The sequence below is a fragment of the Rhodococcus sp. B50 genome, assembly GCF_013602415.1.
Lineage (GTDB): Bacteria > Actinomycetota > Actinomycetes > Mycobacteriales > Mycobacteriaceae > Rhodococcus.
The window spans coordinates 5,212,729-5,226,860 of sequence record NZ_WPAG02000002.1 but is presented as its reverse complement, the minus strand read 5'-3'; the positions used below and the strand labels follow the sequence as shown (position 1 = coordinate 5,226,860).

At 68.1% G+C, this 14,132-nt stretch carries 12 protein-coding genes; all 12 read right to left on the bottom strand.

Annotated features, from left to right (window positions below; translation table 11 throughout):
- Positions 1–72: 72 nt before the first annotated feature.
- Positions 73–426, bottom strand: coding sequence for a hypothetical protein (locus tag GON09_RS24425; RefSeq protein WP_213934187.1), 354 nt, complete (start codon positions 424–426; stop codon positions 73–75).
- Between the two features lie 65 nt (positions 427–491).
- Positions 492–2,438, bottom strand: a complete 1,947-nt coding sequence (locus tag GON09_RS24420; RefSeq protein WP_213934186.1) for an acetoacetate--CoA ligase — start codon at positions 2,436–2,438, stop codon at positions 492–494.
- A 148-nt stretch (positions 2,439–2,586) separates the two neighbouring features.
- Positions 2,587–2,856, bottom strand: coding sequence for a GlsB/YeaQ/YmgE family stress response membrane protein (locus GON09_RS24415; RefSeq protein WP_213934184.1), 270 nt, complete (start codon positions 2,854–2,856; stop codon positions 2,587–2,589).
- 146 nt (positions 2,857–3,002) lie between these two features.
- Complete coding sequence (locus tag GON09_RS24410; RefSeq protein ID WP_213934183.1) at positions 3,003–4,670, bottom strand: AMP-binding protein; 1,668 nt, start codon at positions 4,668–4,670, stop codon at positions 3,003–3,005.
- Positions 4,671–4,712: 42 nt separating this feature from the next.
- Positions 4,713–5,996 carry an MFS transporter gene (locus tag GON09_RS24405; protein ID WP_307854520.1) on the bottom strand — a complete coding sequence of 428 codons (1,284 nt, stop codon included), beginning with the start codon at positions 5,994–5,996 and terminating at the stop codon, positions 4,713–4,715.
- A 263-nt stretch (positions 5,997–6,259) separates the two neighbouring features.
- Positions 6,260–6,808: a hypothetical protein gene (locus tag GON09_RS24400; protein WP_213934180.1), complete on the bottom strand. Its 549-nt coding sequence runs from the start codon at positions 6,806–6,808 to the stop codon at positions 6,260–6,262.
- A 141-nt stretch (positions 6,809–6,949) separates the two neighbouring features.
- Positions 6,950–7,474, bottom strand: a complete 525-nt coding sequence (locus GON09_RS24395; protein WP_213934628.1) for a DUF779 domain-containing protein — start codon at positions 7,472–7,474, stop codon at positions 6,950–6,952.
- 93 nt (positions 7,475–7,567) lie between these two features.
- Positions 7,568–9,091 (bottom strand): aldehyde dehydrogenase, encoded by a 1,524-nt coding sequence (gene adh / locus GON09_RS24390; protein ID WP_213934179.1) that lies wholly within the window; start codon positions 9,089–9,091, stop codon positions 7,568–7,570.
- 66 nt (positions 9,092–9,157) lie between these two features.
- A complete protein-coding gene (locus GON09_RS24385; RefSeq protein ID WP_213934178.1) occupies positions 9,158–10,456 on the bottom strand; it encodes a GAF domain-containing protein in 1,299 nt (432 codons plus the stop codon).
- A 36-nt stretch (positions 10,457–10,492) separates the two neighbouring features.
- On the bottom strand, positions 10,493–11,953 hold the full coding sequence (gene mftG / locus GON09_RS24380) for a mycofactocin dehydrogenase MftG (protein WP_213934177.1): 1,461 nt from the start codon (positions 11,951–11,953) through the stop codon (positions 10,493–10,495).
- A 1-nt stretch (position 11,954) separates the two neighbouring features.
- The gene (gene mftF, locus GON09_RS24375) at positions 11,955–13,388 is read right to left on the bottom strand and encodes a mycofactocin biosynthesis glycosyltransferase MftF (protein ID WP_213934176.1); all 1,434 of its coding nucleotides are present in this window, start codon (positions 13,386–13,388) and stop codon (positions 11,955–11,957) included.
- Entirely contained in the window at positions 13,385–14,068 is a 684-nt protein-coding gene (gene mftE / locus GON09_RS24370) for a mycofactocin biosynthesis peptidyl-dipeptidase MftE (RefSeq protein WP_213934627.1), read from the bottom strand. The genes mftF and mftE overlap by 4 nt, the downstream gene beginning before the upstream one ends.
- Positions 14,069–14,132 lie beyond the last annotated feature (64 nt).

Genomic DNA, 14,132 nt, shown 5'->3' with positions numbered 1-14,132 from the left:
TGACATACGCACCGGGCCCAATCTACAGGGTGCCCACCCGGACGCCGACCGGCTGTCACCGAGTGTGGGCGATCACGTCCACGCCACGGCGATGATCACATTGAGAATGCCCAGACCACCGGCGACGTGGGCGAGGGTTGCGGTCGAGCCGGGGTTCTGCTTCTCCTTCTTCATCCCGATGATTGCGACGGCGAGGACGGCGAGGGCGATCACCAGCTTGATACCGATCTTCATGTGGTTCACCTCGACGACGTCCTGCGCCTCCCGGAGACCGACCAGAGCCAGACCCGAGACGACCTGCAGGATCGCGCCGTGCAGCATGCCTGCGACGACACGCGGGTCCTTGATGACCGCGAGCCACGATCCGATGATTCCGGCGAGACCGATGAAGTGCAGGATCAGGAAGATCTTGATGGCGATGTCCATGAGCGCAATCCGACCATTCCGGACGGGGGCTGTCCAGTAAGGCGACACTCATGGAGTGCCCTGGATCACGCCTGCCCGCGGTACCAGTCCAACAGGTCCGGGTCGTCGATGGCGGTGCGGTCCACCGCCCTGGCGGGATCGGCTCCCTGCAGGATCCGTTTGAGGGGAACCTCGAGCTTCTTACCGGTGCGGGTGTGCGGCACGCCGGGTGCGGCGACGATCTCGTCCGGAACGTGCCGGGGCGAGGCGTGCTCACGCACGGCCGTGCGGATCCGTTCCTTCAGATCCTCGGTGAGTGCGACGCCGTCGGCGAGGACGACGAACAGCGGCATCCGGTATGTGCCGTCGGGTTGTTCGATACCGAGGACGAGCGACTCGACGATCTCGGGCAGGTTCTCCACGGCCTGGTAGATGTCGGCGCTGCCCATGCGCACACCGTGGCGGTTGAGTGTGGAGTCGGACCGGCCGTGCATCTCGAAGGTCCCACGCTCGGTGATCGTGATCCAGTCGCCGTGCCGCCACACGCCCGGATAGACGGAGAAGTACGCGTCGCGGTAGCGACTGCCGTCCGGGTCGTTCCAGAACCGCACGGGCATGGACGGCATGGGTGCGGTCACGACGAGCTCTCCGACCTCTCCGCGCACCGGCCGGCCCGCTTCGTCGAAGGCGTCGACGGCCACGCCGAGGCAGGGCACCGAGATCTCCCCGGGCCACACCGGCACCGTGGGGACGGCACCGACGAAGGCGGTGACGACGTCCGTCCCGCCCGAGATCGACATCACCTGTACGTGCTCCCCTGCGTTGTCGGACAACCACACCGACGACGAGGCGGGCAGCGTCGACCCGGTGACCCCGACACCGCGGAGGGGCGACAGGTCGTGGTCGGCCTGCGGGACGACACCGGCCTTGATGCAGGCCAGTACATAACCGGGGCTCGTCCCGAGCACCGTGACGTGCTCGTCGGCGGTGATCCGCCACAGGCGGTCGACCTCGGGACGGGACGGGGCGCCGTCGTAGGTGACGACGGTGCACCCCACGAGCAGCCCCGACACCAGGAAGTTCCACATCATCCAGCTCGGGCTGGTGTACCAGAAGAAGCGGTCGCCGGGACGGAGATCGAGGTGCAGCGACAACGCCTTGAGGTGCTCGAGCAGCACCCCACCGTGGCCGTGGACGAGGCCCTTCGGCGGGCCCGTGGTGCCCGAGGAGAAGACCACCCACAGCGGATGGTCGAAGGGAACGGGCAGGGGTTCGAGTGCGGCGTCGCCGGAGACGGCGTCCTGCCAATCCAGGACGGTCCCAGGGTTCCCGCCCGTGTCGTAGGGTGCCGCGTCGCTCGACACGACGACCGTCAGGGCGAGATCCGGCATCGCGGCGCGGAGCCTGTTCACCTCGTCGACGCGGTCGTGCCGGCGACCCGCGTACCGGTAACCGGTCGCAGTGACGAGTGCTCGCGGCTCGAGGCGGCCCAGGCGGTCGATCGCCGCGGGCGCGGCGTAGTCCTGTCCGCAGCCCGCCCAGACGGCACCGATGCTCACCGTGGCGAGCAGGGCGACGATCGCTTCGGGGATGTTCGGGAGGTAACCGACGACACGGTCGCCCTCCCCCACGCCGTGCGCGCGGAGCGTCGCGGCGAGCGCGGCCGTCCGACGTTCGAGTTCGGCCCAGTCGATCTCGCGGCGGTGTCCCTCCTCGTCGAGGTGGACGACGGCGGCCCGGCCGGTCGGACGCTCGCGAAAGACATACTCGGCGAAGTTCAGTCGCGCTCCCGGGAACCACGCGGCGCCGGGCATCGAGGCGTCCGCGAGGGCCGGGCCGGGGTCGGTGTGGGAGACGACGTCGAAGGCGTCCCACACGGCCTGCCAGAAGTCGCCGGGTTCGTCGACGGACCACTGCCACAACGCCCGGTAGTCGGGCAGATCGAGCTCGTGTCTGTCCTCGACGAAGCGGGTGAATCCGGTGACATTCGCCTCCTCGACATCGACGGCGGTCGGGATCCATTGCGGTTCCACCACAGTTCACCTCCCCGTCCGGGACCACCTCTGCTCTGCGCACGGTCGGAGGCCCCGCGCGGACCGGCCGGGGACCGTCGTGCACGGACGACTGCCCGTGCACGACGTCCGCGGTGTCCGAGCGGAGCCCCGCGCGACACGCTCCCGGCTATCGCCTCTCGCGCGTCGCAGACGTGTAGATGAGAGTGAGCACCACGGCGACGGCGATGGAGATGATCCAGCGGATCCAGTCGATGCCGGAGGTGTTCTCGTTACCTTCGGACGAGATCAGACCCCAGATCCAGTAGCCGATCAGCGCACCGATGATGCCGATGACGATGGTGATGATCATTCCCATCGCCTGCTTGCCCGGGATCACCAACCGGGCGAGGATGCCGATGACTGCGCCGAAGATGATCGTGCCGATGATTTGTCCCATGGTGAGCCTCTCTGTTCGGCGCCGCACCCGGGGGCGGCGCAACCTCGACGACCATGTACCCCATCAGTGTCGATCATGAACGGCTCACACGAGGCGGATTCGACGTGCCTTTCGCGTGAATTTCCTTCTCCGGCAGAGCCGGGATCTCACCGGTCCCCGTCCGCTCGTGTCGCTTCGAGCAGTGCGATCGCCTGTTCACGCATCTCCACCTTGCGGACCTTTCCGGTCACCGTCATCGGGAACTCGTCGACCACGTGCACGTAGCGCGGGATCTTGTAGTGGGCGAGCTTTCCGGTGCAGAACGCTCGGAGCGATTCGAGATCGAGCGGTTCTGCGCCCTCGCGCATCCGGATCCACGCCATGAGTTCCTCGCCGTACTTCGTGTCGGGCACGCCGACGACCTGGGCGTCGAGAATGTCCGGGTGGGTGTAGAGGAATTCTTCGATCTCGCGGGGATAGATGTTCTCCCCTCCCCTGATGACCATGTCCTTGATCCGGCCCGTCACCGAGACGTATCCGTCCTCGTCCATGACACCGATGTCGCCGGTGTGCATCCATCGGGCCGCGTCGATCGCCTCGGCGGTCTTGTCGGGCTGATCCCAGTAACCGAGCATCACCGAGTAACCGCGCGTGCACAGTTCACCGGGCTCGCCCCGCGGCACGGTCAGCCCCGTGACCGGGTCGACGATCTTGACCTCGAGGTGCGGGCCGACACGCCCGACGGTGCTCACGCGCCGTTCGATGCTGTCGTCGCTGCGGGTCTGTGTGGACACCGGCGAGGTTTCGGTCATGCCATAGCAGATGGAGACCTCACTCATGCCCATCCGGTCGATGACCTGCTTCATCACCTCCACCGGGCACGGCGATCCCGCCATGATTCCGGTGCGCAGACTCGACAGGTCGTAATTGTCGAATCCGGGGTCGGCCAGTTCGGCGATGAACATCGTCGGCACGCCGTACAACGACGTGCACTTCTCCTCGGCGACGGCGCCGAGCGTCGCGGCGGGATCGAAACCCGGCGCCGGCAACACGATGGTCGCGCCGTGACTCGTGCACGCGAGATTGCCCATCGTCATCCCGAAGCAGTGGTACAGCGGAACGGGAATACACACCCGGTCGAGTTCGGAGTAGTGGCACAGCTCGCCGACGAAGAATCCGTTGTTGAGCACGTTGTGGTGACTGAGAGTGGCGCCCTTCGGAAAACCGGTGGTGCCCGAGGTGTACTGGATGTTGATGGGATCGTCGGGCGACAGGGCCGCCTGGGCTGCGTCGAGCGGTGCCCGGTCCTCGGCGAGCGCAGCTCGACCGGTGTCGACGAGGTCGTCCCACCGCGGCGAGTCGAGAAGGACGACGTCCTCGAGATCGGGACAGTTGGGCCGGACGGTCTCGATCATCTGCGCGTAGTCGGAGGTCTTGAACGTCGGGGCGGACACCAGCATCCGAATGCCTGCCTGCTCGAGCACGTACTGCAGCTCGTGCGACCGGTAGGCGGGATTGATGTTGACGAGGATCGCTCCGATCTTCGCCGTCGCGTACTGCACGAGCACCCACTGCCAGCAGTTCGGTGCCCAGATGCCGACGCGGTCGCCCTTGACGATGCCCGACCGCAGCATGCCGAGCGCGAGCACGTCGACGTCCGCGACGAATTCGGTGTACCTCCAGCGCTTTCCGGCAGCGGAATCGACGAGTGCCTCACGGTCGCCGAAGCGGGCGGCGGTGCGGTCGAGGTTGTCGCCGATGGTGTCGCCGAGCAGCGGGACGTCCCAGGCACCCTGGGTGTAGCTGGGCAGACGGTCGACATCGAGGCCGGACATCGCATTCTCCTTCTCGAGGCGGGGATACGGCTGTGGTGGGGATCAGAGGGCCCGGTCGCGGGTCTCCACGAGCGCCGCGGTGCAGACCAGGCTCACGAGGCCGATTCCGGCCAGCATGATCCCGATCGCGATCCCACCGTAGGAAGCGGCGAGGGGTGCGGCAATCATGGGCGGAATGGCGCCGCCGAGGACACCGGCGAAGTTGTAGCCGAGGCCGGCACCGGTGTAGCGGTAGCGGGTCGCGAACATCTCGGGCAGCAGCGCTCCGCACGGTCCGTAGGCGATACCGAAGATCGCGAGCGTGATCATCATTCCGAGCACGAACGCAATCGGTGAACCGGTGTCGAGGAGCGGGAACAACACCAGTGCCCAGACCACGGAGAACGCGCACGAGACCATGATGACCTTCCGGCGCCCGAAGCGGTCGGAATACAGCGCGGACAGCACGATCGCGAGACCGAACACCAGCGACGAGGCGATACCCACCATGAGGACGAACGGCCGGTCGAACCCGAGCTTCGAGGTCGCGTAGCTGGTCAGGTAGGCCGTGCCCATGTAGAAGAAGGCGAACATGATCGCCAGCGCTCCCCCGGCGAGGAAGATCTCCTTGGCCTGGTAGCGCAGCGCGTCGAGGAAAGGCAGCCGGCGCGGGGCCTCGACCTCGGCGACGGGAGAATTACGACGGGCTTCCTGATCGGCACGAAAGACCGGGGTCTCTTCGATGGCGAGGCGCATGTAGAGGCCGATACCGACCAGAACGATGCTGAGCAGGAACGGGATCCGCCAGCCGTACTCGAGGAAGGCGTCGTTGGTGTCGCCCAGGGCGAGACCGGTGAACAGGAAGGTGCCGCTCGACAAGGCGAAGGCGATGGCGGGACCGAGCTGCGGGAACATCGCGTACAGACCGCGTTGACCCGGTGGCGCGTATTCGGCGGTGAGCAGTGTCGCGCCGGCCCACTCGCCGCCCACGGCGAAGCCTTGGGCGAAGCGCAACAGCACGAGGATGATCGGGGCGGCGACACCGATGGTCTCGGCGCCGGGCAGAAGGCCGATGAGCAGGGTGGAGATGCCCATCAGCAGCAGCGTGGAGATGAGTGTCTTCTTGCGGCCGATGCGATCACCGAAGTGCCCGAACAGCATTGCGCCCACGGGACGTGCGATGAACGCGACGGCGAAGGTCGCGAAGGAGGCGACAGTACCCGCGGTCGATCCGAGCGCCGGGAAGAAGACCGTCGGGAAGACGAGCGCGGCAGCGGTGCCGTAGATGAAGAAGTCGTAGAACTCGATCGTCGTGCCCATGCAGCTGGCGACGGCGACGCGCCGGATACCGGGCCCTTCCTTCTTCTGCCCCGCGTGGTGGGGTGCGGATGAGTCGGGACGGGAACGTCCCACCGGTCCGGCGACGGGGGGTTCGGCAGCCCCCGGGGTCGACACACTGGTCACGTGAGTCCTCCGTTGTCCGTTCGAACCGCGGGCGTGATCGCCTCAGCGGATGAACGAAACGTAGTGATGCCGATCACCCCCTCACCACCCCCGAAAAGGGGGTAGGGGTGACCGGCATCACATAGTGTGCCGAACGAACGAAATGCTCAGCGGCCGGCAGCGCCCGCGATCTCCTGGCGCATCTCGCCCCACACGGAGGCGTACGAGTCGATATTGGCGGCGCCGGCCCACGCGAGCGAGCCGCCCTTGATCTTCTCCAGGGCCTCGGCGAACAGATCCTGATAGCGCGACAGGCGAGGCACGAACGCCGACACGTCGTCGAACAGGCTCTGCGCACGCCGATCGAGGTCGAGGAGGCCGTCGACGAATCCGTCGCCGTCCACGTCCTCGAGGAGCGTGGTCAGTTCCTCGTCGAGCGGGAGGAACTGGTCGTAGAGATCCGAGATCGAATCCTCGTCGATGGATACCCGCTCCGCGTCGAGCTGATCGTTCAGCTCGGCGGTGCCCTTGTCGGTGAGGCTGATGCCGCCGTCGTTCTCCGCCGCCTTGCCCTGCTCGAGGAGTGCGGCCGCCGCGGCCTGGCCGGCCGCCACCGACACACCGAGGTGCGCGGCAATCACCTCGGCCGTGACCTGCTTCTTCAGACGCACCGTCTGCAGCAGTGCCAGTTCGTCCACGTTGCCTGCGAAGGCCATCGCCCACTCCTCGTCGCACCCGCCGGGCGCCCACGTCGTCGTCCGGAATCCGGACGGATTCCGTCCCGATTCTGACGCACGTGAGCCTCCGGCGGGTGAGTCACCCTCCCCGGATGGATCCCGAGAGGAGGGCAGGGTGGATCACAGGGACGCGCCCGGTACCGGGCACGCGTCGGCGGCCTCGGCGACCACGGTCGGCGTATCGGACGCGGCGGGCCGGTCACCGGCCTCCCAGTCGCGGCCGGTCAGCGGCCGGTCGGCTTCGAGAAGCGCCAGTTCGTCGGGGGTGAACGCGCGGCCCCTGCTGAGGAAACGCACACCCTCCGGGCTCTCGAGACTGAAACCGGAACCGCGCCCGGGCACGATGTCGAGGACGAGGCAGGTGTGTTTCCACGCCTCGAACTGCGAGCCGGAGATCCACACCGGCACGGCGTCGGCCCCACCCGGCGGATCGGAGCGGGTCTCCCCTGCCCCGAGACGGAGGTCGAGGACTCCGAGCAGCACGTCGCGGTCGCCGACAATGAAGTCACCGTCGGGATAACACATCGGCGCGGAGCCGTCGCAGCATCCGCCGGACTGGTGCATCATGAGCGGTCCGTTGCGCTGCGCGAGACGGCGCAGCAGTCCGACGGCCTCGGCGGTCGCCACGAGACGCGGGACGGTCATGGGCATGCCCTTTCCGTTGGGGTGCACGGCAATCGGGAGATGGCAACGGCGCCTGCCACGTCGCGTGGGACGTGACAGGCGCCGAAGTCCGGATCAGAAGAAGCCCTGTGCCTTGGGAGCGTAGGACACCAGGAGGTTCTTCGTCTGCTGGTAGTGATCGAGCATCATGTGGTGGTTCTCGCGGCCGATGCCGGACTGCTTGTAACCACCGAAGGCCGCGTGCGCGGGGTACTGATGGTAGGTGTTCGTCCACACCCGCCCGGCCTGGATGGCGCGACCGGCACGGTAGGCGACACCACCGTCGCGGGACCATACGCCGGCACCGAGACCGTAGAGGGTGTCGTTGGCGATCGAGATCGCGTCGTCGAAGTCACCGAAGGACGTCACGGACACGACAGGACCGAAGATCTCCTCCTGGAAGATGCGCATCGTGTTGTCGCCCTGGAAGATCGTCGGCTGTACGTAGTAACCGCCCGACAGGTCTCCCCCGAGATCCGCGCGCTCACCACCGGTGATGACCTTGGCGCCCTCGCTCTTGCCGATCTCGATGTACGACAGGATCTTCTCGAGCTGGTCGTTCGAGGCCTGGGCGCCGATCATCGTGTCGGTGTCGAGCGGGTCGCCCTGGCGGACGGCCTTGGTGCGCACCGCGGCGAGCGAGAGGAAGTCGTCGAAGATGTCCTGCTGGATCAGCGCACGAGACGGGCACGTGCACACCTCGCCCTGGTTGAGGGCGAACATCGTGAAGCCCTCGAGGGCCTTGTCCTGGTAGTCGTCGTTCGCCGACAGCACGTCGGAGAAGAAGATGTTGGGGCTCTTGCCGCCGAGCTCGAGGGTCACCGGGATCAGGTTCTGCGAGGCGTACTGCATGATCAGCCGCCCCGTCGTGGTCTCACCGGTGAACGCGATCTTGCGGATGCGCGGGCTCGATGCGAGGGGCTTGCCCGCCTCCACGCCGAATCCGTTGACGATGTTGATCACGCCGGGCGGAAGCAGGTCGCCGATGATCGAGATCAGGTGCAGGATCGACGCCGGGGTCTGCTCGGCGGGCTTGAGGACGACGGCGTTGCCGGCGGCGAGGGCGGGCGCCAGCTTCCAGACGGCCATGAGGATCGGGAAGTTCCACGGGATGATCTGGCCGACGACACCGAGCGGTTCGTGGAAGTGGTAGGCGACCGTCTCGGAGTTGATCTCGGAAATCGAACCTTCCTGCGCGCGAATGGCTCCCGCGAAGTAGCGGAAGTGGTCGATCGCGAGCGGGATGTCGGCGTTGAGGGTCTCGCGGATGGGCTTGCCGTTGTCCCACGACTCGGCGAGGGCGATCGACTCGAGGTTCTCCTCGATACGGTCGGCGATCTTGTTGAGGATCACTGCGCGTTCGGCGGGCGACGTCTTCCCCCAGGCCGGTGCGGCAGCGTGGGCCGCGTCGAGCGCGAGTTCGATGTCCTCCTCGGTGCCGCGAGCGACCTCGGTGAACACCTGACCGGTGACGGGGGTGACGTTCTCGAAGTACTCCCCCTTCACCGGCGGCACCCACTGGCCGCCGATCCAGTTGTCGTACCGGGACTGGAACGACATGAGGGCGTCGGGCGAACCGGGACGGGCGTACACGGTCATGTGCATCTCCTGCAGCGTCGAGCGGTCGGTATGTGATCCGGAACACTACGAACGCGAGGGTTGCAACTACGTTGCGAGCTGCCTGTCCAATCGGGTCAATGTCGCATCGACCTGCGCGAAGCGGGGCGATCGAGGATCGATCGACGCCCGGTAGGCCGCCCACACGGTGATGTCCTCGCGGCCGTGGACGGACGAGGTCCACTGCGCGAGCAAGTGCTCGTCTCCGCAGCGCAACAGTGCGGCCCGCACCCCCGAACGGAGTTCGTCGCGGATCTCCTCGATGCCCGGCGCCACCGAGCCGGGCAGAATCTCGCCGGTGCAGAGGCGCACCGCCGAGGCCACGTCGCCCCGATCGAGCGCGCGGCGTACGTCCGCGACGTCGGTGTCGATCCCGGTCAGCAGTCGGTAGGGCCGCGAGCCGAGATGCTCTGCCCCGAGCACCTTGCGCAGACGTGACATCTCCGCGCGGATGGTCACCGAGTCGAGCTCGTTCTCGTCGAGCAGCACCGCGAGCCGGTCGGAACTCAGGCCCTCGGGATGATCGGCGAGGATCAGCAGGATCTCGGCGTGCCGCCGCGACAGGCCGACCCGTTCGCCCCCGCGATGCAGGGCGGGACGTCCGGCGCCGATGGTCTCGATGCGCGGCACCGTCGAGGGGAGCAGCGGGCGGCCGCTGAGGGCGTGCAACCGCAGTTCGGCTTCCGCCGCTGCAACCGTGGCGCGGACGAGCTGCAGGACTTCGGGGGCGGCGACGCGGTGCCCACCGGTGATGTCGATGGCACCGAGGACCCGTCCGCTGGTGGGGTCGTGCACCGGAGCGGCCGAACAGCTCCATTCGTGCACCGTCCGGTTGAAATGTTCGGCGCCGAAGATCTGCACCGAATGATCCACGGCGAGAGCAGTTCCCGGCGCATTGGTGCCGACGCGGTCCTCGCTCCAGTCGGCTCCTTCGACGAAACTCATCGCCAGAGCGCGGTTGCGGGCGGCGTGATCACCCTCGACCCACAGCAACCGCCCCTGCCCGTCGGTGATCGCGACCAGCAGTCCACTGTCGGCGGCGTCCTCGACGAGCAGCTTGCGCACCACCGGGCGGATCAGCGACATGGGGTGACCGGCGCGGTACTCCTCGAGTTCGCGCCCGTCGAGCAGCGCGGGTTGTTCGACGACGTCGGGATCGATGCCGCGCTGCAGGCTCCGGCTCCACGAGTCGCGGACCACCGAGCGCACCCCGTCGAGCCGATCCGTGCCGCGCGCGGACACGAAGGTTCCGTGCGCGCGCAGCACCGCACGTGCGTGTGCGGCCACGTCCGCTCCCGGACCCAGTGCCACCCAGGGGTTGGTCGTCGCGATTCCACGATCCGTCATGTACGGGCGCCTCCTCCCCCGACACTGTAGTCGGGATCACACCGGAAACGGCAGGCCATGCCTCGCACCGGTCGCGACGCGATGGGCGAGCATCACCGCCGTCGCGTGCGGTCCACGGCTCGGCACCTGCGGAAACACCGAGGTGTCGACCACGCTCAGCCCGTCGATCCCGCGCACGCGGCACCACTCGTCGACCACCGCGCGATCGTCGTCGCCCATCCGGCACGTACCGGACAGGTGCAGTGACGTTCCGAGCCTGCCGCCGGCCACGTCCACGCTGCCGGTCTCGACGACGCCGACGGTTCGGGCGAGCAGGTCGGCGGCGAACCCGACACCCTCCTCCAGGACCTTCCGGTCGGCCGGATCCGTCAGATACCGGTAGTCGAGCAGCGGTGGCCGTCTCGGATCGCGTTCGTCGAGCACGATGCGTCCGCGGCTGCGAGTGCCGGTCAGCACGACGCCGAGAACCGGGTCCGGAACGCCGCTGCCCGGGATCGCCGCTCCGAAGGCCGCGGTATACGGGCGTAATTCGAGGTTCTCGGTGTGCAGCACCGTCTCGAGCAGGACCGTGTGCGGTGGGAGATCCGGCCGGAACCGGTACGGGACGGTGAACTCCGGATGGTCGGAGAAGTCGCGGCCCACCCCGGGAAGATCGTGCAGCGGGTCGATGCCGAGCCGGCGCAGTTCGTCGGCCGGTCCGATCCCGGAGAGCATCAACAGCTGTGGGGATCGCACCGCCCCGGCGGCGACGATCACGTCTCCGGCCGAAATCGTCCGAGGTCCCTCGGGTCCGGCGATCTCGACACCGACCGCGCGATCACCGGCCACGACGACGCGGGTCGCGGCCACCCCGCCGGCGACCGTCAGATTCGGCCGGTCCAGGACGGGTGCCAGATACGCGAGGAACGAGCTCACCCTCGTCCCGTCGCGGACGTTCGACGGGACCGCGCCGACCCCGTCGGGTCCCGGAGCGTTGAGGTCGGCGACGGAAACGAAACCGGCGCACTCGGCGGCGTCGGCGAAGGCATGCGAGAGCGGATGCATCCGGTCGCGCGGCACCCGGGCGACCGGTATCGGACCGGAGTTCCCGTGGAGGTCGCCGGTGAAGTCCGCGTCGGTCTCGACGGCCCGGAAGTACGGCAGCACCTGCTCGTACGACCACGATGCGGGCCAGGACGCGAAGTCGTCGGGTCGCGCGCGCACGAAATAGGCACCGTTGACCGCTCCGGATCCGCCCAGCACCCGGCCGCGCGCCACGGTCGTGTCGACGTCGGGGGTCAACCGTGCGGGAAAGTCCGTCGTCCAGAGGCTTTCCGGACCCACCGGAAGGACGGCGGCGTCGCGGATCTCCCTCGGGACGTCGGACGCCGAGCCGAAGGCCGCGCCCTCCTCGAGCACCAGCACGGTGCGGTCCGGATCGTCGCTGAGCCGGGCGGCGAGAACGCACCCGCAGCTACCACCCCCGACGATCACCACGTCGGCGCGCGCGGGGATCATGTCACTTCCGGATGTCGGGCACGAGCGCGGACGCCGTACGGGCGTCGAGCGCACCCTTCCACAGCCCCGCTCCGTACGCGAGGTCGTCGAGTCGCTTGTAGAGCAGGTAGCGGACGGGATCGAGCCCGCCGCTCTCGTGATGCGTCTTCCAGTCCCAGATGCCTTCGGCCACAGCGAAGAGCAGGACCGCCCGGCGAACCTTGCGAGAGAACACCGCTGCGACGACCGTGACCGGCCAGTAGTGCCGGCACACCGCCGACGCCACCTGCCACAGACCACCGGCCGATCCCTGGGCGGTGAGCAGTGCGGCGATACGGTCGGGCCGGTCGAGGCCGGCGAACATCCGTCGCAACCGCACGAAGGTGACCACCTGCGTCAGCACGGCTGCGATCACGCCGACGCGGGTGAAGCTCGCGATCCCGACACACGCGAGGAGCGTCCAGATCGACATCACCATCGGCGGGACGGAACCCGGATGCCGATCCGCGAGCGGGGCCGCACCGGTTCCGTAGAACGCCTTGCGTGTCAACCACGTCCGGAAACGGGTGCGATGATCGTGCGCGACCCGAGAGATGGGCTCGTACCGCAACCGCCACCCCGCGCCCTGCAGTCGCCGGCACAGATCGACATCCTCGGCCACGTGCATCGTCTCGTCGAAACCACCGCAGGCGACGAGCGCGTCGCGACGCACGAGCAGTGCCGCGCTCGGCACGTACGAGACGGGGCCGCCCGCGACGACCGCAGATTCCCGACTGCCGAGGTCGAGCGACGATCGTGCGTGCTCGTATTTCGCCAGTGCGCTGCTGTCGGGTTCGAGGGCCACGATGCGCGGCGCGACGAGAGCGACCGCGGGATCGGTGAAATGCCCCAGCGATCGTTCGAGCCAACCCAGTTGCGGCACCACGTCGGAATCGAGGAAGGCGACGAATTCCGTTGTCACCTGCTGCAATCCGGCGTTTCGGGCCGCCGCCGGCCCGCGTGCGGTCTCGTGTCTGATCACCCGGACGCGACCGCGAGCCGGTGGTTCGACAGGCTTGTCGGATCCGTCGTCGACGACCACGACCTCGTGCCCTTCGACAGCGGCGAGCAGACGGGCGAGGCCGGACGCATTGTCCTTGACGGGCACGACGACGGTGACGGCCGAACTGGGCGGGAGTTTCGTAGGGCGGGGGTTCCCGATACCCGAATCGAGCAGGCGTCGCGCGACCGCTGCGCTCTGCGCGTCGACCACCTCGACGAAGTCCTCCTCGATCATCGTCGCGGCGGCGGGAGCGAGTTTCAGCATGCGCGTGGGCGACCCCCCGACGAGGACACGTCCTCCGGCGAAGCTGCGCACACGTGCGTCGATGCGCACACCGAAACCGTCGGGGAGCCGGGTCGCCCGTGGCTGCGCCGTCTCCGGAGATGTCGCCTGTGGAGTAATCGCCCGACTCACCGAAGCCTTCCTTCCGTTCCCGGCTGCCACCGGGCCACCTGTGCACTCGCCTGCTCGACCAGACTCGCGAACAGGCGCGCGCCGAGTTCTGCGGTGGCCTCGGTGGGGTCTCCCAGCACTCCGTTCGCGGACACCGAGACGATACCGGCTTCGCGCAGTCGAGGCATCAATGCGCCGATCGGTTCCGTCGCTCCCACCGCCGCGCGTGCCATGTCGACCGCCCCGGGTGCCAGGTGCAGCATCAGACTCGTCTCGGTGGCACCGGCGTGGGCGTCGGACTCGGGCACCGCACACGGAAGCCAGGCAGCGTCGCGGCCCTCGTACCGCAGGAGGCTCACCGCCTCGATCAGCGGATAGGCGTTGCCGCCGTGGCCGTTGACGAAGACCACCCGCTTCGCCCACCGGCACACCGACCTGCCGTATTCGACGATCAACGCCTTCGTCACCTCGGCACCGATCGAGACGGTGCCGGCGAAACCTTCGTGCTCACCGCTCGCCCCGTAGGGCAGAGGCGGGGCGAGGACCACCTCGGGCAGCGCGGCGGCGACAGCACCTGCGATCCGGGTGTCGGTGTCGAGGGGGAGGTGTGGGCCGTGTTGTTCGAGCGCACCGACCGGGACGGCCACCGTCACCCGGTCGGGTTCGATGTCCGTCCAGTAGGCGTCGGCGAGCTCCCGCATCACCGCTCCGATGCTAAGGGTTTGGCGGGCATGCACGAAACCCGGAGGTCCCGGCAGGTCCGCC